The organism is Bradyrhizobium sp. (assembly GCF_016462955.1).
Lineage (GTDB): Bacteria > Pseudomonadota > Alphaproteobacteria > Rhizobiales > Xanthobacteraceae > Bradyrhizobium.
Genome location: NZ_JAEMSD010000065.1, coordinates 1 through 20,735, shown reverse-complemented (window position 1 = coordinate 20,735; position 20,735 = coordinate 1). Strand labels below are relative to the sequence as shown.

Here is a 20,735-nt window from a genome sequence, read left to right as displayed (position 1 = left end):
CAAACTTCCGCGATCGCCGCCGCCAGAAATATCTCCTGTCCGGCCTGTTGCAATGTGGTTGCTGCGGCGGCGGATATTCAATGATTTCAGCGATGATGCTGGGCTGCTCGGCAGCACGGAACAAAGGCACCTGTGACAACCGCCTCAATATCCGACGCGATCGTCTCGAAGAGCGCGTACTTCATGCTCTTCGCCATCATCTGATGGATCCCGCCCTGTTTGCCGAATTTTGCGACGAGTTCACACGTGAGACCAATCGGCTAAGGGGCGATGCAGGCGCGGCCATAGCCACCGCACAGGCAGAAATCAAAAAGATCGACCGGGATCTGGATATGCTTGTGAACCTGATCCTGCGCGGTGGCGCGGCTGACAAGATCAACGCCAAAATGGTTGGGCTGGAAGCACGCAAGAAGGAACTGGAACGCGACCTCTCCCGGGCCCAGGAGCCCCCTCCCCTGCTCCATCCCAACATGGCCCACCATTATCGGACTCAGCTCGATAATCTATATCGAGCGCTGGAGCATGACGACGAGAATAAGCGGTTCGAGGCGGCTGAGGTCATCCGTTCGCTCATCGACGCGATCACATTGGTGCCTGAAGGCGGCGAACTGAAGATCGACGTGCGCGGCGATCTCGCGGGCATCCTGTCGATCGCCGTACAACGCAAAAAACCCGCCTCAAGGGCGGGGTCTTCGAAGGCTGCGATCCCCGGTGGGATATCGCAATTTCAGATGGTTGCGGGAGGGCGATACAACCGAAGCCGACATCCAATATCCTCACGTATATGATGGAAGTTCCATATTTTTAATATTATTCAAAGTTTTACATTACTGTGAACACTTATTCCACAGACCGTTCCGCGGCCCGCGCACGGTCCCCATCGATGCATGCTGTGTTTGCTTGTGACGGCTACGCGATTGATAAGTTTCGATCTGCCCTTTTCCCCAAAAAAACTTGGTGGCCGAAATTATCAAGCGATTGACCCATAGACATTGTCGTGACGCCTCGCCGGTAGATTTCCATTCACTCAAATCCCCTTGGGCGAAAGGTGCCGGGAATTCGAACATCTACATTGTTCCGAAATGTGATGTCGTCACCATACAGGGCACGCTCCTAAACAATTTAACATACCTATTATTATCGGTCTAAATGTTTTAGTCTATGTAGGTCCGTGGCTAACCCGGGTGGCATTGCAATATGCTTTGCAAGCTCAGGAGCCCATTGGAGCATCATCGCTGCCATGAGCCGCCGTTCCGTCGCTGACGATCCAAGCATAGTAGCAACTTGGCGCTATGCCGTTTGCTTCGCCGGATCGCGGTAGGCGAGCAGCCGCAGCGCATTGAACACGACCAGCAGCGTCGAGCCTTCGTGCATCGCGACCGCCGGGCCGATGCCCAGCCCCAAGATCGTCGCAGGCACGAGGAACGCGACGACGCCGAGGCTGACGAACACATTCTGCCGGATGATGCCGCGGGTGTGGCGGCTTAGGCCAACCGCGAACGGCAGGTGTGCGAGATCGTCGGCCATCAGCGCGACGTCCGCCGTCTCCAGCGCCACGTCTGAGCCGGCGGCGCCCATCGCGATGCCGACCGTAGCGCTCGCCATCGCCGGCGCATCGTTGACGCCATCCCCGACCATCGCAACCTTGTCTTCGCCGGCGAGCTTCTTGATCGAGGCAACCTTATCCTCCGGCATCAGGTCTCCCCAAGCCTCGTCGAGGCCAACGTCCTTGGCGATGGCGTTGGCCACCTTCTGATGGTCGCCCGAGATCATGATCATCCGGGTGATGCCCATCTCGCGGAGCCGCTTGAGCGCAACCTTGGCCGCTTCGCGTGGCGTATCCATCAGCCCGATGGCGCCGATGTCCTTGTCGCCCTTGCGCACTACCATCGTCGTGCGCCCGCCCTCGCGCAGTGTTGCGATGGCGTCGGTCGCGGCCGCGTTCAGTGTAGGGATACCCTCCTTGCCGAACATCTCGGCCTTGCCGATCCACACCGTCTCGCCATCGACGGTCGCGGTAACGCCGCGTCCAGTCAGGCTCTTGAGATCGGTCGCGGTCGGCAGCTCGCGGTCACCCAAGCGCTCGCGTCCATCCTTCACGATCGCCTGCGCCAGCGGGTGATCGCTCAATCCCTCGACCGCGATAGCGAGCGCCAACAAATCCTCTTCGCTCGCGCCATCGACGGGCACGACATCGGTGATGCGGGGCCGCCCTTCGGTCAACGTCCCCGTCTTGTCGAACGCAATCGCCTTGAGCGAGCCGAGGTTTTCCAGTGGGGCACCACCCTTAACCAGCACGCCGGCGCGTGCCGCGCGCGCGACGCCGGACAGCACCGCGCTGGGGGTAGCGATCGCCAGCGCGCAGGGGCTGGCCGCAACCAGCACCGCCATCGCGCGATAGAAGCTGTCGCGAAACGGCTCGTCGACGACGACCCACGCGAACAGCAGGATGAACGACAGGGCCAGCACCGCCGGCACGAAGACACGCTCAAACCGATCGGTGAAGCGCTGCGTCGGCGACTTCTGCGTCTCCGCTTCGCTCACCATCTTCACGACCTTGGCGAGCGCGCTTTCGTTGGAACGTCGCGTCACCTCGATCTCGATCGCCGCGCCGCCATTGATCGTGCCGGCGAACACCCGCGACGTCGCCTCGACCGCATCGGGCTTCGCGCGCGCCGCCTCGACATCGGCGACCGGCTCCTTGTCGACCGGAATGCTCTCGCCGGTGACGGGGGCCTGGTTGATCGCGCTCGACCCCTTGATGACGAAGCCGTCGGCGGGCAGGCGTTCATTCGGGCGCACGACCACGATGTCGCCGACCACCAGCTCCTCGACGGGAATCTCCCTCGTCTGCCCGTCACGGCGCACCGTCGCCTTGTCGGGCGCGAGTTCGGCCAGCGCCTCGATCGCGCGCTTCGCGCGACCCATCGCATAATGCTCAAGCGCATGGCCGAGGCTGAACAGGAACAGCAGCAGCGCGCCTTCTGCCCAGGCACCGAGCGCCGCGGCGCCGGCGGCCGCGACGAGCATCAGCGTATCGATCTCGAATTTCTTGAGCTTTAGATTGTCGATCGCCTCGCGCAGCGTGAAGAAGCCGCCGAACATATAGGCGCCGACATAGAAGGCGGTCGGCAGCCAGTCGGCGGCGCCCGCAACCAGCTTCTCGATCGCGAAGCCGATCGCTAGCAGCGCGCCGCAGGCGAGCGCGAAGATCAGCTCGGTATTTGGGCCGAGGAAATTGGCGTGGGCGTGATCGTGGCCATCGCCCGGTCCGTGCTTTTCTGCGCCTTCGGCATGACCGCCAGGCCCGTGATCGTGCCCGGCATGGTCGCCCGCGCCGTGATCGTCTCCAGCATGATCGCCGGCATGATCGGAGCCAGTCCGCTTGCCCGGCTTGACCTTGAGCTTGCCCAGCGCCGCGACGATCGTCGCCTCGTCGACGCGCTCCTTGTCATATTCGACCCGCACGCTGCCCGAGGCGCTGGCGTCCGCCTGCAGCACGCCGGGCACCTGGCACAGAGTCTCGCCGACGGTGCGGGCGCGGCGCTCGTGCCCGATCCCCTCGACTTGCCATGTCGCATGGCCGTATCGCCCGCTGATATCGGCGCCCGCCGCCCGCACCATCTCGCGCACACGCGGCAGCGGAAGCGCCGTCCCGTCGAAATGAATGCAGAGCTTCGCCGGCGTCTCGCCATCGGCAGGCAGGACATGCGCGCGCTCGACGCCGGGCTTGGCGCTCAGCGTCGAGACGAGACGCCCGACACAAGCATCGGCCGCATCGGGAACCTCCGGCAGCAGGACGGGGATATCGAGTTCGAGCTTTTCGGTCATCACGCCGTCTCCGCGTTGGTCTTGGTTTCTGCCTGCGCATCACGCAGGATTTCGATGCCGCCCTTGATCGCGATAAGAGCAGTAGCCAGGCCCACCAGCAGATCGGGCCAATTCGTCCCAAGCCAAAGCACCAGCGCGCCCGCGATCAGGATGCCGCCGTTGGAGATGAAGTCGTTGAAACTGAACGTGGTTGCGGCACGCAGGTTCACATCGGGCTGCTTGAGCTTCTGGAGCAGGCGCAGGCAAACATAGTTCACGACGCCGGCGATGGCCGACATCACCATCATCGTCGGGCCGATCGGATCGCTGCCCTGGACATAGCGGCGGCCGACGTCGATCAGGATGCCGACGGCGAAGATCAGCAGCATGACGCCCGACACGGTTGCGGCCCGCGTCTTCCACGTCGGCCCGTGGCTGAGCGCAATAAGGCTCAGCGCATAGACCGCGGTGTCCGACAGGTTGTCGACGCCGTTGGCGATGAGTGCGCTGGAATCGCCGATCAGGCCCGTCATGAAGAAGCCCGCGGCGATCGCCGCGTTGAGCAGCAGCACGATCCAGAGTGTGCGCCGCTCAGCTGAGACCTTTGCGTCTGGTGAAGCCGTCATGCCATGATTTCCTCGATCAGCAGGAGGATGAGGAAGCCGACGAAGAACATCGCGCTGATAAGCGGCGAGTCCGGCTTCTCGTGCGCCTCGACCAGCAGCTCTTCGGTAACGAGATAAAGCAGCGCCATCAGGCCGAAGCTCAGGAAGCCGGTGATCCATATCGGCGACAGCAGCGCTACCGGCTGCGCGACCAGAGCGCCGATCGGCACCAGCACTGCCAGCGCGCAGGTCAGTCCGATCGCCTTCGCCTTGCGATACCGGCCCGCCAGATCGTTGGTGAGGGTCAGGGCCAGGAACAGCACTTCGAGGGTCAGCGCGACGGCCAGCAGCGTGCCCGCCTTCTCGCCGGCAATGAAAGCGAGGCCGAGAACCAAGCCGTCTATCGCCAGATCGAGTCCGATTGCGGCGAGAAGTGCCACCGGCCCTTCCCATCGGCTTTCCGCCGCCTTGAGCCCGAGCATTACGGCGACGCCCAGCGCCCCACCGATCAGCGTCGCGGTCGGAGAACCGCCGTGCATCACCAGCGGCAGGATCTCCGTCGCAGCAGCGGCGAACACCACGCCGGCCGCGAGATGCTGCATCGCCGCCACCAGCTTCTCGCCGGGGGTGCGCCATCCGGCGATCAGCGCGCCGATCATGATCGCGATCATCGGGATCAGGGAAAATTTGAGCGCCGCCATCGTTAGCGCCCCTCTGTGCCGGGTGGATTGGTCACAAGCTCGTATCCTTCCTGCACAAGACGGGGGGCTTGTCCCCTTCCTCGATCTTGAGTTCGTTGCCCGAGAACATCGCGCTCATCGTGTCGCCGACATATTGAAGCCCGGCCGCATGCGCGGTCAGGACAACCGGCGCAGCGTTCCCGTCGCGGCGCAGCTCGAGCGTCAGGCCCTCATTCTTGAAGTCGACGAGGAGCGGGCGATCGTCGTCGCACCGATAGGGGTGGCGACCAGGGATGCCGCTGGCATCCCCGCTGTCCCCGGCGTGGATTTCCTGTTCGGTGGGTTTCGCCTTGCGAGGCTGTTCCGAACAGCCCGACGACGCCAGCACGAGGGCTATGCCGGCGAACCCAAACCAAACCGGCGTCACAGCCGCTTCCGGGAAAAGCCTATTCATCCAAGCCATTGGGCAGCTCCGACGACACTGACGATCATGAGCATGACGCCGATCAGGATCAGTTTTTCAGGGCGCGGATCGGCGACGTTGCGGATGCGCGCCGCGACCTGCCAGGCAGGCCGCAGCGGGACGCGCCGGGACCCCGCCGCGATCCGGTCCAACTCGGCATCCGAAAGCTGGAAAAACGCTTTCACGTCGGCCCGAGAGCGTCCCGCAAGACCCGTCACGCGAAACACCGGATCGACCCAGGCCAGATCGACGGCACTTGGGCTCGCCGCCATCGGGGCGATGTCGTCGCCCGCTGCCCATGACGGACGCAGCAGCGCGATAAGCCGGTGCGGATCGCGTTCGAGCAGAGACGCCCACCGCTCCAAACGCGAACGACGGTCGTCGCTTGGGCGCGGCGACACCGGCCCGAATTGCCCGCCCCTCTTGGGCACCCGCCGCGTCGCGCGCGTTTCGGAGGGACGATTGTGCCTCATTGTCGATCAGCCGGCTCGGCGCGATCCTGGGAGGCGCGCTTCAGTGGATGAGAGAAGTGCAGCGTCAGGAAGGTGGTCAGGCTGAGGATCACAGCGATGTCGTAAAGACCATAGCCGACCGCGGCGCCCAGTGCCCCCGTCGCCCAGAGGCTCGCAGCGGTCGCGGTTCCGGACGCTTTTCCGGCGTGCTTCAATATGGCGCCGCCGCCAATGAAGCCGACGCCGGTAATCAATCCTTCAAGCAGGCGAGCTTGGGCAGGAGACGTGCGTCCGAGAATGGCGATACCTACGAGTACGAACCCGCAACTGGCGATGGCGACCAGCGGAAAGGTCCGGATGCCGGCGCTGCGTTCATCCTTCTCCCGGTTCCAGCCAACCGGAAGCGCCAACGCATAGGCCAGCGCGAGACTGACGATATGGGAAAGCGACTCCTCCCATGACGAGATCGTCATCATGCGGCCGATCCTTCGGCCTGGCCGCTCGCTATCCCGTCCGCTGAATCCTGATAGGCCAGCACCCTGTTGCAGGCCAAGGCCGGCGCGCCGGGGCGCTTGAGCGTGATCCGGTCGCCGCCTGAGATCGACACATTGAGGTTCCGGCCGACATAGGTCCGCCCGCTTGCCGGCGATGTCACCCGTTCCGGAGCGGCGTTCGGTCGAGTCTTTATGTCTAGGGTCAGGCCATCGCCGAGGAAGTCGACATCGAGGCGCGACCCATCAGGACAGGCGTAGAAATGCTCGCCGATGAAGTTGGGCAGCTCGCGATCACGCGACGCTTCGGCCTCGCTCTTGTTGGTGGCTGGCGAGCAGCCGACCAGACCCGGCGCCAGAGCAAGCCCGGTCGCGAGGATGATCCCCCGAACTGGGCCGCTCCGAAGGCGCCGAGCCGCTATTTCCCCGTCTTTCCACGATCTATCGCCATGGGCGCTACAGGGGGCACGCCCATGGCGCGGGCCGTTCTCACACGGACACTCGAAGGACTCGTTGTGTGGCGGCCGATTCATAGCAGTCAGTCGAACAATTCGCTCAGAAAGCCCTTGCGGCGGCCCTTATGGCCCCGCTCGTAGCCGTGCTTTCCGCCATGATCGCCATGGCCGCGATCGTCGGATATTCCGAGACGAGCGCCGCTCAACGGCCGTACTCCTTCATCCCCGGCGCTGCGCTCGATGATCTTGTCGAGTTCGCCGCGATCGAGCCAGACGCCGCGACATTGCGGGCAATAGTCGATTTCAATGCCCTGCCGTTCGCTCATGACGAGATCGACGCGGCACGTCGGGCACAGCAGCCCTTGGGAGGGACGACTATCTACCATGATGGATACCTTTCTTCGGGATGTTGGCCGGTCAGTCGTTCGCAGCGCCGCGAGGAGGCGGTGGCTTGATAGGGCGCCGACTGTGGCGATTGGACCGCCCTGGCAGTCGCGATTGCCGCCGCAGAAGATTGAGAAACGCCGCGTCCTGTTGCCGCATGGTCCGGCGCAGACCTTTGCGCATCATGCGGCCGAACAGGCCGCCGATGACGCCGCGACACTCGACCGAATGGCGCACGCAGACGCCGTTCGCGATTGGCTCGATCTCGTAACGTTCGTCGAAGGTCAGAAACCCCCGCACGCCCATCTGCCATCCAATCAGTTCGGGCTTTATTAGCCTGTTGATGATCATCTGCGTCGTCATCTTGCGATCGCCTTTGAAGAGCAGCCAGGTAATGTCCATTTCGGCACCCCGCTCCGCCTCGCCCGCGATGCGATAGATCGGGTGCCAGCGCGCATAGCCTTTCAAATCGGACAGCAACGACCAGACCCGCAGCGCTGACATATTGAAATCGAATGTGGTTTCTTCCTTCATGGTAGCCTGTCCTGTCCGACCAAGGCGCGGCCAAGCCGGAGGCCGCGCAAAAGCGGCCTCCTTCCCGACCAAACGGGCGATTGAGGGGAGATGGCGAGCCTTCAGGGGATCGCACGCCGCCGACCCCCGCGCTTGCCGGACCGAAGTTCATCGGCTCGGGCTTTCCAGGGCCTGGCTTGCCTTGCCGCCGATGACCTCGACGGCTTCGAGCGTCATTAGACCAATGTCGGGCACGTCACTCAGACCGGCGACGAACGCGCGCAAAGCGTCCTCGAAATCGACGATTTCGATCACCACTGCCCGATCACTCTCAAGCACATGGCGTCGGTGGACGTGCGCCGATGCCCCGAAGCCTATCAGCGCCTCAAGCACCGTCAGGCCTGCCATCTTTTGATCGCGCGCCAACGAGGCCACATATTCGAAGACCTTGCGATCGCCGATATAGGCCGCTTCATCCGTATAGATGCGCAGCAGTTTCCGAACCGGTTCTCCCATCATGCTTCTCCTTTCAGCGGGGCGGGTTCCTCGCCATGCGGCGTGTTCGCCTCTTGCTCATTTTGACGATCGGTCCGCCCGAGGATCACTTTCGCGATCGCCGGCAGCACCAGCAGTGTCAGGATGGTGGCGGCGACGAGACCGCCGATCACGGTGACGGCGAGCGGCTTCTGCACCTCCGCGCCGGTGCCGTGGGCGAGCGCCATCGGCACGAAGCCGATCGCTGGAACGAACCCGGTCATGATGACCGCCCGCATCTTCTCAGCCATACCGTGGCGGATTGCCTCCGCTACCGGCAGCCCAGCTTCGATGCGTTCCCGGATCGCGGACATAACTACAAGACCGTTCAGCACCGCCACGCCGGCAAGGCAGATGAACCCGACCGCCGCCGACACCGAAAAGTTGATGCCGGTCAGCAGCAACGTGAACACACCGCCCGCCAGCCCCAGCGGCACCGCCAAAAACACTGACGCTGCTCTGCCGAACCCGCCGAGCGCCATGTATAGCAACCCGAATATGACCAGGAAGCACAGCGGCACGACGATCGACAGGCGCTTCGATGCCGCGGCTAAGTTCTCGAACTGACCGCCCCATTCGAGGTAGTAACCGGCAGGCAACTTGACCTGTGCGATCTTCGCTTGCGCTTCCTGGACGAATGAACCCGCATCGCGGCCACCGAGATTGACCTGGACGACCACACGACGCTTGCCGTTTTCCCGGCTGATCTGATTCAGGCCTTCCGTCAGCCGGATTTGCGCCACTTGCGCAAGCGGCACCTGGGCACGCGGCCGTCCCTCGACTTCTGGCAGCAGCACCGGCAGCGTCCGGATGTCGTCAAGGTTTGCGCGCGTCGCTTCAGGTACGCGCACGGTGACATCGAACCGCCGATCGCCCTCGTACACGAGCCCCGACTCACGGCCGCCGAGCCCTGCCGCAACCGTGTCCGCAACGTCGCGCACTGTAAGACCTAGCCGCGCTATGGCGGCGCGGTCGAGCCTTACATCCAGCGCTGGCGCACCACCAACCTGCTCGGCCTTGACGCTGGCCGCACCGGGTATGGTCTGAAGCACCCGCACCATTTCGTTGGCGGTCAGCGCCATCTTGTCGAGATCGTCACCGTAGAGCTTGATCGCGACATCGCCGCGGACACCGGCGATCAATTCGTTGAAGCGAAGCTGGATAGGCTGGCTGACCTCGTAAAGATTCCCGAGCAGCCCTCCGGTCGCTTTCTCAATCTTCGCGACCACGTCAGCTTTGCTTGTGCCGGCGGCCCACTCTTCCTTTTCCTTCAGAATCACAAAGCCGTCGGATACGTTCGGCGGCATTGGGTCGCTGGCCACTTCCGCTGTGCCGGTCTTGGAAAACATCAAGGCGACTTCCGGAACCTTTATCACCGCCTCCTCGACCTTGCGTTCCATCGCCAGCGACTGATCGAGGCTGACCGAGGGCACGCGCGTTGATGCGAAGGCGAGATTTTTCTCGTCGAGCTGGGGAATAAACTCGGAGCCCAGCAGGCCAAATGCGGGAATTGCCGCCAGGAAAAAGGCAAGCCCGCCGAGGATGAACGGCCACGGGCGCGCGATCGCTTTGTCCAGCAACGGCAGGTAGCGGTCCTTGGACTTCCGGATCAGCCAAACGTCCTTTTCCGCGACTTTGCCACGTATCATGATCGCCACCAGCGCCGGCACCAGCGTAATCGCCAGGACGAATGCCGCCACCAGAGCGAGCATGATCGTAATCGCCATCGGCGAGAACGTCTTGCCTTCGGTGCCGGTGAAGGTGAGCAGTGGCGCGAAGGCGAGCAGGATGATCGCCTGACCGAAGACGGTCGGCTTAATCATCTCCTGCGCGGCCCGCATCGTCTCCTCGAGCCGTTCGCGCAGGGAGAGCAGTCGGCCTTCATGTTCCTGTCGATGCGCCAATCTGGCGAGGCAGTTTTCGATGATGATGACCGCGCCGTCGACAATCAGACCGAAGTCGAGCGCGCCGAGGCTCATCAGGTTGCCAGGGACTTTGAAGGCGTTCATCCCCATCGCCATCATCAGAAACGAGAACGGAATCACTAGCGTCGCGATCACCGCCGCGCGCCAGTTGCCGAGCAGCAGAAACAACGATGCTGCAACGAGGATTGCGCCTTCCGTCAGGTTGCGCTGAACCGTCGCCACCGTGGCCCCGACCAACGCGGCGCGGTTCAGCACCACCTTCACCTCGATACCCGGTGGCAGCGTCTTTGCTACCTGGTCGAGCTTGGCAGTCGCCGATTCAGCCACGACGCGGCTGTTCTGGCCGATCAACATCAGCACAGTGCCGATGACCGCCTCCCGGCCGTTCATGCTTCCGGCACCCGTCCGCAAATCGCCACCAACGCGAACGTTCGCGATCTGGCCGATGGTAATTGGCGTTCCGCCTCGCGTCGCCGCGACAGCATTGCGGATTTCATCAACAGTCCGCACGCGTGAGTCGACGCGCACGAGATAGGCTTCGCCCCCGCGATTATAGTAATTCGCGCCGACCGCGAGATTGGCGTTTTCGAGAGCCTGGCCAAGCTCGCTGTACGAGACACCGAAACTGGCGAGCTTCGTCGGATCCGGCTCGACCACGAAGGTCTTGGCATAACCGCCAATCGAATCGACCCCGGCAATGCCTTTAACCGATCGAAGTTGAGGGCCGATAATCCAATCCTGAACGGTGCGCAGGTAGCTTGCTTTGGCCACTGCATCAGTTAGCCGCTCGCCCTCGGGTGTCAGATAGCTGCCATCAGGCTGCCAGCCGGGTTGGCCGGCGACTTTTTTTGCGCCCTTGCCGTCCGGGTTGGCATAGCCAACCGTGTACATGACAATCTCGCCAAGTCCGGTCGACACCGGTCCGACCTGCGGCTGCACGCCGTCCGGGAGGTTTTCTGTCGCCTGGCGCAGCCGTTCACCGACCTGCTGACGCGCGAAATAGAGGTCGGTATCGTCGGTGAAGATCGCACTCACCTGGCTGAAGCCGTTTCGCGAGATCGAGCGCGTCGTCTCGAGTCCGGGAATGCCGGCGAGCGCGATTTCAACCGGGTAGGTTACGAGTTTCTCGATCTCGACCGGCGAGAGCCGCGGGTCGACCGTGTTGATCTGAACCTGCTTCGTGGTGATGTCGGGCACCGCGTCAATCGGCAGCTTGGAGAGCTGCCACACGCCGAGCCCGGCGATGACGAGGAACAAGGCAAGGACCGTCCAGCGGGCGCGGACGGAGAGCGCCATAAGGTTGGCTATCATGGTCTATTCTTCCTCGCCCGCGCCCTTGCCGAGTTCGGCCTTGAGCAGAAATGCGTTCTTGGTCGCGACTTGGGCGCCGCCAACGAGGCCCTTCAAGATCTCGACGCGACCATTGCTGCGCTGACCGATCGTGACGGTCTGCGCGCGGAAGCCCTTCGCGGTCCGCACGAACACGATGTCGCGCCCTTCGAGCGTCTGCACCGCATCCTCCGGCACCACGATCGCGTTGGACGTGCTGCCACGGCTCGGCAGCAGCCTCACCCGCACCGCGAGGCCGGGCTGAAGACTGCCCGACACGTCGAGAACGGCGGTCGCCGAGCGCGTGTCGTTGGCGAGTCCCGGCGTGACGGCGCGTACTCGCGCCTCCGCCGTTCGCCCGTCGGGCAGCTCGATGATAGCCCGATCGCCTGGAGTGAGCCGCTGTGCGTCCGTAGGACCGACCGCCGCCTCGATCTGAATCTTCGACGCATCAGCGACGCGCATCAGCTCGGTTTCAGGCTGGACGAACGCGCCTAGACTGACATTCTCCGAGGTGACACGGCCTGAAATCGGGCTCGAGACCGCCACACCGCGACCATCCGAGGTCACGCGCGCCGCGCCTGCCGCGACACTCGCGCGGCGCGCTTCGGCCGCGGCCGAAGCGGCTTCCGCCTCCGCCTGTTCCAGCTCGACTCGTGCCGAGACCTTCTGGCGGTATAGGTACTGCTCTCGGGCGAGCGCCTTTTGCGCCAAGGTCGATTTGGCAGCGGCAGCAGTGCGATCGGCGGCAAACTGTGCCGCGTCTCGGCTCTCGACGATAGCCAACGTCTCACCGGCGCGCACCGGATCACCGAGGCGCTTCATCAGCCGCGTCACCGCGCCGGCTGCGCGGGCGGTCACGATCGCCTCGCCTTGCAGCGATGCGCTGACCATCGCCTGCGCGACGATTTCCGCGCCGAGCCCGCCGGGATTGATTGTCTCTGTGGCGATGCCGGCCTGCTGGACCGCCTGCTCGGTCATCGCCACCGTGTCGGGGGTCTTTTCCTCTTCTGCCGGGGCAGCGGCGTTGCTGCTTGCCGCTTCGGTCGCGGCAGGTTCGCTCGCGGTCCAGCGTGCGATCCCGAAGCCGCCAAGTGCGGCAACGATCGCGACAGCCGCCGCACCGCCCAGGAGGCGCTTATCGTTCATCATCGATCTTCTCCGGAAATCATGGGGGCCGGCGTCGTGAGCCGGTCAAGCCGAGCCTGCGCGTCGTGGTACGCGGCGAGCGCATCGACGTAGGTCTGGCGGGTCTGTGAGAGCGTGCGCTCGGCATCGAGGAGCGCGATCTGGTCGAACTTGCCCTGCGTCCAGCCGATCCGCGCGATGCGGGCGGCTTCCTGTGCCGCCGCCAGCCCCGGTCCACCTGCCGCCCGCGCGGTCGCAGCGGCGTTCGCCACTTCGGTTTGCGCGCTGGCGATTTGCTGGCGGGTATCGATCACAGCAAGGTTGCGCAGCGCGATCGCCTGCGTCTGCTCCGATCGCGACTGCGCCACGAACGCGCTGCCGTTGTTGAACACTGGGATCGGGAAAGAGATACCCACCATCGCGGCGGTGTCGTTGCTCGCCTCCAATCGGCGGGCGAAGGTGCTGACGGTCAGGTCGGGCACGCGCAGCGACCTCGCGACGCGCACTTGAGCATCGGCGGTACGCACGTCGGCCTCCGCCGCCGCCAGGGCCAACGTCCCTTCGACCTCGATCGGCCGTGGCGGTCCGTAGCCATCGATCCTCTCGAACCACGCGCGATCGAGCGGCCCCGTCACCGGTGCCGACAACAATGTCTCAAGGTTGGCCCGCGCCGCCTGTGCCTGGCGGGCGGCGCTGTCGGCCGCGACCTGCGCATTGATGCGAAGCACGTCGGCACGCTGTTGTTCGATCGGGCCGACGTCGCCAGCCTTCACACGCTCGCTTGAGACCCGGAAAGCATTGTTGGCAATCCCGGCCTGTTCGCTCAGCACTTCGGCGCGGCGCTCCGCGGCGGCGGCCTCGATATAGAGCTGCGTAATCCGCAGCCGGAGATCCGCTCGCGCGATTTCAGCCTGAACTTGAGCACGGGTGAGCCGCGCCGTTGCGAGCGCGACACGCGCCGGCCGCTTGCCGCCCAACTCCAGCGGGAGCGCCACACCCACTGTCGTTTCGGAACTTCGCAGGCCTTTATAAACGCCAGTGCCGGCCACGTTCTCGACCTGAGCCTGAAACTCGGGGTTGGGGCGTAGCCCGGCAACGCGCCGGGCTGCGGTCGCGGCATCGACGCCGGCCGTAGCCGCCGCGACCGATGGCAGGGGCGCAGGACCGTTACCCCCCGCCCCCGATGCCAAACCGTTGCTGACGACGGCCGATGGGACTGATGGCATACCGCCCGCAGCCAGAGCGTTCTCGAGCGAGAACGCATCTGCCGCTTGTGATGAAGAGGGCGTCGCTGGAATGCCGAGCGACGGTGCTGTCTGCGCCCCGGCCGTACTGGCCAAGGTCGCCGCGACCATGAAGGCCGCGATTGTACGATACATAGATGGTGACTCCTGACGAACCGAGTTCGCCCCGCGCAGCAATGGCTGGCGGGGTCAGCGGATTGTCAGGCTTGGGGCGGCCTTAGCGCGGGATCGGCAGTTGAAAGCGGCCGCATGGAGGGGCTTGCGAAGATGGGCGCGAGCCGAAGGTCGTGCATGAGTGCGGCATTGGAGATCTTGATCGGCGCTGCAACGTGATCGCCGTGGCAGCCGCCATGATGGTGAGGATACCCTTTGTCACCGTCGGAGGGCACCTGATCGGCATCGCCGGGCGCATGGCCCATGGCAACTTCGCTCACGCCTATTTCTTGCGATGAAACGCTTATATCCGGCCGTTCCAGCACATGTGCCGTCGCCGTCGTCCCCAAGGAGAGGGCGATCGTCAAATATGCAAGGATGTTAAGTAGGCGTCGCACGGAGAACGAACTAACAGGAAAGACGACAACGGGATAGACCCGACATCACAAGATTGATCGCGAGAGCGATCCGCAGCACCCGGTGCCATCGCGGATCGGGCGCCGCCGGCGCATCCGACTGGCAGCTACTACAGACCATGATTATCCACGCGTGCAAGCATCATGAGAAGCCTTATGCACCCTCTAGCCACTAGAGGGTCAAGACGAATATCGGGTCCTGGTCCGATCTTCATCAGGTGGTTGCAACGACGGCACGGCGCCGGTTGAGAGCGAACCCGCCAGCCACCGCGACGAGCATTAGCAACTGGGCACCCATCGACTGCACGGTCGGGAAGATGCCGAGCACCGAGACCCGAATTCCGCCCGCGAGCGGCGCAATGTCGATTATGCCGGCTTCCTGCAGCGCCGACACACCCTTGCCGGCGAGTACGATCGTGAGAAGCGCCATCAGCCACGCGCTGTAGGCGAAGAACTTCGCGATCGGCAGGTCGCGACTGTAGCGCAGCATCCCCCAGGCAATGAAGCCGAGCAGCAGGACCGCCGAGCCAGCGCCAGCCAGCATGACCCCGCCATTACCCTGGGTCCAGAGCGCGGCATAAAACAGGATGGTCTCGAACACCTCGCGATAGACGACAATGAAGGCCAGGCCGAACAGGAACCAAGCCGATTGCCGTGACAGTGCGTGCGACATTTTTTCGCGGATGTAGCGCTGCCATTGGTCCGCCTGCGCCTTGCCGTGCATCCAGATACCCACGGAGAGCAGGACGATGCCCGCGAACAGCGATCCAAAGCCTTCGGTCAACTCCCGGCTCGCGCCACTGATCCCGATCGCATAGGTTGCTACCGCCCAGGTCAGGCCGCCCGCCGCCAGCGCGCCGATCCAACCGCCATGAACATAGGGCAGCACCTCGGGTCGCTCGGCCTTGCGAAGGAAGGCGATCATCGCAACGACGATCAGCAGAGCTTCGAGCCCCTCGCGCAGCAGGATGGTGAACGCGCCCAGAAAGGTCGAAGCGCTGCTCGCCGCGTCCGGGGACAAGGCTGCATCGGCGTCGTCGAACAAGCCATCGAGCACCTGAACACGGCTCGCTATCTCGTCGGCGGGTCGACCTTGCTGGAGCGAGGCCCGAAATTCGCCCATGGCGCTTTCGATATGCCCCATGAGCGTTGCGTCACGCGCGGTCAGCATCGGTTCGAGCGGTTCGAATCCGTCGAGATAGGCCGATAGAGCCAGCTCCTGCGCACTGTGGCGGTCGCCCGCGCGATAGGCCGCAAGGCTCTGTCCAAGCTTCGCGCGTGCCACATCAAGGGAGCCGGATGCCTGCTGAACGACCACTTCCGGGTGGCGGCGCAAATAAGCAATGACCGTATCGGCCTTGTCTGCTCCCACGTCTTTGGCGAGGATCGCCGGAGTCATCCCGGCCAACGCGGTCAGATCGGGAATCCGCTGGCGAAGGCTAGGATCGGCTTTCCAGAGCCGTTCGCCTTCCTTAGCGGCGGCATCGGAAAAGGCGAAATGTCCAGCATAGAAGGCAAGCGCCCAGCGATCATCGGATGGCAGCGATGAGAAGCTTTGCATCGCGGTGCCGTCGATGCCCTGGTCAATCACCTGATAGAGCGCGAAGGGGCTGCGCTGGCGGGCGCGAGCAACGTCGGTGAACGCGATTGGCGGGGTGGCGAGCTTGGCGGCGTTCGGGCCGCGACCGTCGCCGGCCGCACCGTGGCAGCTCGCGCAATTCTGGGCGAAGAGCGTCGCACCACGAGCGAAATCGGGCGCCTTGGCTGGAGCAAGCGGGACCGGATAGGCCTTGAGCAGATCGGCGGCGAGACCATGGGCAAGGTCGGCAACCTGGTTCGGTGAGCCCTTGGCGGCAACAACCGCCTGAAGCCGTACCGCACGATCGATGAGCCTGCTGCGCTCGGGTGTTGGCGGCAGCGTCGCGAGACGCGCGGAGACCGACGCTGCAAACTCGGTCATTTCGCTATATTCGGACGCGCTCTTGACCTTTCCGCCGGAGACCGCGCCACCGTAATCGACTGCCATGTAGTCGAGCAGCCGCCATGCGGTCTGGACGTCAACTGTTTCGGCTTGGGCGATGGCGCTTGCGCCCAATGCGCAGGACGCAGCAGCAAGCACCGTCAATACGCGGAACACCCATCGGTGGAGTGAGGGTGCTCGCCCGCAGATCGACAAAAGGCAGAGGCTGCTCGAGGACGTAAACATCCGCTTCTTTTAGACCCTCTAGCAGCTAGAGGGTCAAGCAGTTTTTGCGACTTGTTTGCATTAACGCAGCTAACCGCAAAAGCAAATCTGAGCCTGCCGCCCCCTCCTAACCGCCCGCGGCAGAATCCGGCGCCAGGGTTTCAATGATGCGGCATTCCGAAATGGTGCCGTGCCCACACTGGACGATCACGCTGCTCAATTCCGAGCGTAGCGTATTCAGATCCCGAAGCTTTCGGTCGATCTCGGCAAGATGATCGCGGGCGATCGTGTCCACAGCCTTGCACGAGATGCCCTTCTGGTCAGCGAGCTTGAGAAGCTCCTGGACCTGGCCGATTGAGAAACCCAGCGCGCGGGCGCGGCGGATGAAGCTGAGCCGTGCGAGATGCTGCGCAGAGTAGGCCCGATAATTGCCCTTGGTCCGACCCGGCGGGGCAAGCAAGCCCACACTCTCATAGTAGCGAATTGTCTCTACCTTCGTTCCGGTCGCGGTGGCGAGCTTTCCGATGCTGAGTAGCTCGACGGACATATCGTTTGACCCTCTAGTGACTTCAGGCTTTATAGAGGATGTCATTTCGAAGAGTCGAGGTGACGATATGATCGAGCAAACCGACGCACGCGCTTTAGCGATGGACCGCTGGTGGCGCTTCAAGGTCCGCGGGCTCGACTGCCAGAATGAGGTTCGACTCATCAAGGAGGTTCTCGTACCCCTTATCGGAGACGAGCAGCGTCTGTCGTTCCAGCCAAAGCACGGTTTCCTTGATGTCGACGTCGACTCAGGCATCGGGGTGGAGGCAGTGATTGAGGCCGTATCAACCACCGGGATGATAGCCGAATTGATCACCGCGGATGCGTTCACCGAGGATAAAGCAGAGGCCGACAGTTGCAGCAGCTGCTCGGGCGAACCGGTGCCTGCCCAACAGACGCTTCCCGACCGTCCGGATAGTGTCATCTTCAAAATCCACGGCATGGACTGCGGTGACGAAGTCGCAGTTCTCAAGCGCGAAGTCGGGCCGGTCGTTGGGTTGGGAAACCTGTCGTTTGATCTTATCAATGGCCGCATGTCCGTCGTGGGTACTTCGGACGCTGTACATCATGCCGGAATATTGAAGGCGGTCGAGCGCGCCGGCATGCGCGCCGAACTCTGGAAAGACGGCAAGAACAGTGCCGGTGCGCAAGGCGAGCAGCGTCGGCGCCGCATCCAGGCCGCGCTGACGATCGGGAGCGGCGTGTTGGTCGCGACGGGCTTTGCGATCCATGTCCGCGCGAGCGGCCTCGCTGCGGTGCTCCACGAGAGTCTGGCGCGTGAGACCCATCCCCCGCTCCTCGCCATGCTCGCCTATTCGCTGGCGATCCTCTCGGCGGTTCGGTACGTCGCCCCAAAGGCGATCCTTGCCGCGCGACGGCTCCGGCCAGACATGAACCTGCTCATGATCGTCGCGGTGGCAGGCGCCTTGGGCATCGGGCAATGGTTCGAAGCGGCGACGGTCGCATTCTTCTTCGCCCTCGCTCTCGCTCTCGAAGCGTGGAGCCTCGGACGTGCCCGCCGCGCCGTCGCCGCACTCATGGACATCGCGCCCGACACCGCCCGGATACGGGATGCCGCAGGCGTCGAGAAGGATGTGCCGGTCGCTGACGTCGCGGTCGGTACGCAGGTGATCGTTCCGCCCGGCGGCAAGATTCCGCTCGACGGGCGTGTGGTTGCGGGAACGAGCGCGGTCGATCAGGCGCCGATTACGGGCGAGAGCGTCCCCGTCACCGTCACGCATGGCGCAACGGTCTTTGCCGGGACCATCAACGGCATGGGCGCGATCGAGATCGTAACGACGCGGCCGGCCTCGGACACAACGCTCGCCCGTATCGTGCACATGGTCGGTGAAGCGCAGAGCAAGCGTGCGCCGACCGAACAGTGGGTGGAGCGCTTCGCGCGGATCTACACGCCGGTTGTGATGCTGCTCGCGCTGGCAGTATTCCTTGTGCCGCCGCTTCTGCTCGGGGGCAGTTGGGCTGCCTGGTTTTATCAGGCGCTGGTTCTGCTCGTCATAGCCTGCCCTTGCGCCTTGGTCATCTCGACCCCCGTCAGCATCGTCGCGGGACTGACCGGCGCGGCCAAGCAGGGCGTGCTGGTCAAGGGAGGCATCCATCTAGAAATGCCTGCCCGCATCACCGCGATCGCGATGGACAAGACGGGCACGCTCACGCTTGGACGTCCCAAGGTTGTCGAGCTGGTCCCGCTTGGCGGCCGGGACGAGCTAGAACTCTTGGCGATTGCCGCCGCCATCGAAGCGCGAAGCGAGCACCCTATTGCGCGTGCGATCCTCGACGCCGCAGCAGGACGCGGCGTTGACGTGGTCCCTGCAAAAGCCGTGACGGCGTTGCCCGGCAAAGGCGTCGTTGGCACGATCGGCGGTCGAGAGGCCTGGGTCGGATCGCCGGGCTATCTTGGAGAGCGTCTTGGGGGCGCTCGCGATGATGCGCTCACCCTCCAATTGCATCGGATAGCCGTAGCTGGACTGACCGGGATCATTGTCGGTGAAGCGGCGTCAGTCGTCGGATTGATTGCGGTCGGTGACGCCGTGCGTCCCGAGGCAAGGCAGGTCGTCGCGCAGCTGCATGAACTTGGCATCGCGCAGATCGTCATGCTCACCGGAGACAGTCGCGCGCCTGCCCAGGCCATCGGGCGCGACACCGGCATTGATGAAGTTCACGCCGAGCTGCTTCCGGAACAAAAGGTCGAGGCGATAGAAAGGCTGGTAGCACAGCACGGCCTCGTCGCCATGGTCGGCGACGGCGTCAATGACGCTCCGGCGATGGCGCGCTCGGGCCTCGGTATCGCAATGGGCGCGATTGGCAGCGACGCGGCGATCGAAACAGCAGATATCGCGCTGATGCAGGACGATCTCTCTCGCCTGCCGTGGCTCATTCGGCATTCGAGGGCGACGCTCGCCGTCATCCGGCAGAACATCGGCTTCTCGCTGGCGATAAAGCTCGTTTTCGCAGGCCTGACGCTGCTTGGCATGGCGTCGCTCTGGGGCGCGATTGCAGCGGATGTGGGCGCATCCCTCCTGGTCGTGCTCAATGGCATGCGTCTTGTCGGTCGTGGCGAGCGGGTTCAATAATCCGGTTACCCCGGGCAGCGAAGCAACAATTTAGGCTCACCCACCACCCAATAGGACTGCACTGACATGACCGGACAATGTGCCGCGGGCGTCGACACGGGCTTCGTGACACTGGGGTATGCCAAGGTCGCCATATTGGGCGTTGTGCAAGGTATCACCGAACTTCTGCCGATTTCGTCGACCGCCCATATGCGCGTCGTGCCCGCCCTGTTGGGATGGCGAGATCCCGGCTCGGCTTTTTCGGCCACGATGCAGCTCGCCGCGCTCGCCGCCGTGATCAGCTATTTCTGGCAGGACGTTCGCCGCTTGGTGGTCGGTTCCGTGTCGGCCATCGGCCATCGACAGTTCGCCGATCCCGATCTCCGTCTGGCGATCGGGATCGCTCTTGCGACAGTCCCGATCGTGCTGGCGGGTGCTCTGCTGTCCAACAGCCTCAATACATGCAACTCCCCCTTTCGCGCCTTTCCCGTGATTGGCTGGGCCTGCATCGCGATGGCGGTGCTGATGGGTCTCACCGAGCTTCTGGCGCGCCACAGCCGCAGCGTTGAGAAGGCATCGCTAGTTGACACATTGCTCGTCGGGCTTGCGCAGGTCGGTGCCCTCATTCCAGGCGCATCGCGCTCTGGATCAACGCTCACTGCCGCGCTCGCGCTCGGATTCAAACGCGAGGAAGCAGCCCGTTTCTCGTTCCTGTTGGGCATTCCAGCGATCGCTCTCGCGGGATCAAAGGAAATATGGGAGCTGCATAAGACTCATCTCGATATGCATGGCTGGTCTGAAGCGCCCCGGGTTTTCAGGAGGCAGTTTTCATTGGGCTATGCAGCCATATCG

At 63.7% G+C, this 20,735-nt stretch carries 19 protein-coding genes; 3 read left to right on the top strand and 16 right to left on the bottom strand.

From position 1 onward, the window contains the following. Window positions 1–788 (top strand): zinc ribbon domain-containing protein (locus tag JHD07_RS09980; protein WP_291621503.1); only part of this gene is annotated, 788 nt, incomplete at its 5' end. 502 nt (window positions 789–1,290) lie between these two features. On the opposite strand, the gene JHD07_RS09975 is transcribed toward JHD07_RS09980, so the two are convergent. The 16 genes from JHD07_RS09975 to JHD07_RS09900 form a co-directional block, all read right to left on the bottom strand. Beyond that, on the bottom strand, window positions 1,291–3,831 hold the full coding sequence (locus JHD07_RS09975) for a heavy metal translocating P-type ATPase (RefSeq protein ID WP_291552489.1): 2,541 nt from the start codon (window positions 3,829–3,831) through the stop codon (window positions 1,291–1,293). Further along, window positions 3,831–4,436, bottom strand: coding sequence for a cation transporter (locus tag JHD07_RS09970; RefSeq protein ID WP_008828948.1), 606 nt, complete (start codon window positions 4,434–4,436; stop codon window positions 3,831–3,833). The genes JHD07_RS09975 and JHD07_RS09970 overlap by 1 nt, the downstream gene beginning before the upstream one ends. Continuing rightward, window positions 4,433–5,116: a ZIP family metal transporter gene (locus JHD07_RS09965; protein ID WP_008828949.1), complete on the bottom strand. Its 684-nt coding sequence runs from the start codon at window positions 5,114–5,116 to the stop codon at window positions 4,433–4,435. The genes JHD07_RS09970 and JHD07_RS09965 overlap by 4 nt, the downstream gene beginning before the upstream one ends. A 31-nt stretch (window positions 5,117–5,147) precedes the next feature. Next, window positions 5,148–5,558, bottom strand: coding sequence for a hypothetical protein (locus tag JHD07_RS09960; RefSeq protein WP_291621502.1), 411 nt, complete (start codon window positions 5,556–5,558; stop codon window positions 5,148–5,150). After that, window positions 5,546–6,031 carry a hypothetical protein gene (locus JHD07_RS09955; RefSeq protein ID WP_291621501.1) on the bottom strand — a complete coding sequence of 162 codons (486 nt, stop codon included), beginning with the start codon at window positions 6,029–6,031 and terminating at the stop codon, window positions 5,546–5,548. Before JHD07_RS09955 ends, JHD07_RS09960 begins: the two co-directional genes overlap by 13 nt. Further along, window positions 6,028–6,483: an MgtC/SapB family protein gene (locus JHD07_RS09950; protein ID WP_037518306.1), complete on the bottom strand. Its 456-nt coding sequence runs from the start codon at window positions 6,481–6,483 to the stop codon at window positions 6,028–6,030. The genes JHD07_RS09955 and JHD07_RS09950 overlap by 4 nt, the downstream gene beginning before the upstream one ends. Next, window positions 6,483–6,665 carry a hypothetical protein gene (locus JHD07_RS09945; RefSeq protein ID WP_291621500.1) on the bottom strand — a complete coding sequence of 61 codons (183 nt, stop codon included), beginning with the start codon at window positions 6,663–6,665 and terminating at the stop codon, window positions 6,483–6,485. Before JHD07_RS09945 ends, JHD07_RS09950 begins: the two co-directional genes overlap by 1 nt. 374 nt (window positions 6,666–7,039) lie before the next feature. Continuing rightward, entirely contained in the window at window positions 7,040–7,342 is a 303-nt protein-coding gene (locus tag JHD07_RS09940) for a zf-TFIIB domain-containing protein (RefSeq protein WP_082370184.1), read from the bottom strand. A 31-nt stretch (window positions 7,343–7,373) separates the two neighbouring features. Beyond that, window positions 7,374–7,874 (bottom strand): SRPBCC family protein, encoded by a 501-nt coding sequence (locus tag JHD07_RS09935; RefSeq protein WP_008828955.1) that lies wholly within the window; start codon window positions 7,872–7,874, stop codon window positions 7,374–7,376. Window positions 7,875–8,021: 147 nt separating this feature from the next. Beyond that, entirely contained in the window at window positions 8,022–8,369 is a 348-nt protein-coding gene (locus tag JHD07_RS09930; RefSeq protein ID WP_054435813.1) for a DUF190 domain-containing protein, read from the bottom strand. Next, window positions 8,369–11,623, bottom strand: a complete 3,255-nt coding sequence (locus JHD07_RS09925; protein WP_008828957.1) for a CusA/CzcA family heavy metal efflux RND transporter — start codon at window positions 11,621–11,623, stop codon at window positions 8,369–8,371. The genes JHD07_RS09930 and JHD07_RS09925 overlap by 1 nt, the downstream gene beginning before the upstream one ends. 3 nt (window positions 11,624–11,626) lie before the next feature. Then, on the bottom strand, window positions 11,627–12,790 hold the full coding sequence (locus JHD07_RS09920) for an efflux RND transporter periplasmic adaptor subunit (protein WP_021243425.1): 1,164 nt from the start codon (window positions 12,788–12,790) through the stop codon (window positions 11,627–11,629). Further along, complete coding sequence (locus JHD07_RS09915) at window positions 12,790–14,148, bottom strand: TolC family protein (RefSeq protein WP_031290466.1); 1,359 nt, start codon at window positions 14,146–14,148, stop codon at window positions 12,790–12,792. The genes JHD07_RS09920 and JHD07_RS09915 overlap by 1 nt, the downstream gene beginning before the upstream one ends. A 65-nt stretch (window positions 14,149–14,213) precedes the next feature. Continuing rightward, window positions 14,214–14,447 (bottom strand): hypothetical protein, encoded by a 234-nt coding sequence (locus JHD07_RS09910; protein WP_054435809.1) that lies wholly within the window; start codon window positions 14,445–14,447, stop codon window positions 14,214–14,216. A gap of 349 nt (window positions 14,448–14,796) precedes the next feature. Continuing rightward, on the bottom strand, window positions 14,797–16,701 hold the full coding sequence (locus JHD07_RS09905; protein WP_231635649.1) for a cytochrome c/FTR1 family iron permease: 1,905 nt from the start codon (window positions 16,699–16,701) through the stop codon (window positions 14,797–14,799). A gap of 193 nt (window positions 16,702–16,894) precedes the next feature. Beyond that, on the bottom strand, window positions 16,895–17,314 hold the full coding sequence (locus tag JHD07_RS09900) for a helix-turn-helix domain-containing protein (RefSeq protein ID WP_054435807.1): 420 nt from the start codon (window positions 17,312–17,314) through the stop codon (window positions 16,895–16,897). Between the two features lie 67 nt (window positions 17,315–17,381). Between JHD07_RS09900 and JHD07_RS09895 the strand changes: the two genes are divergently transcribed. Further along, the gene (locus JHD07_RS09895) at window positions 17,382–19,904 is read left to right on the top strand and encodes a heavy metal translocating P-type ATPase (RefSeq protein WP_291552512.1); all 2,523 of its coding nucleotides are present in this window, start codon (window positions 17,382–17,384) and stop codon (window positions 19,902–19,904) included. A gap of 66 nt (window positions 19,905–19,970) precedes the next feature. After that, window positions 19,971–20,735: undecaprenyl-diphosphate phosphatase (locus JHD07_RS09890; protein ID WP_291621499.1), on the top strand; the 765-nt coding region annotated here is incomplete at its 3' end.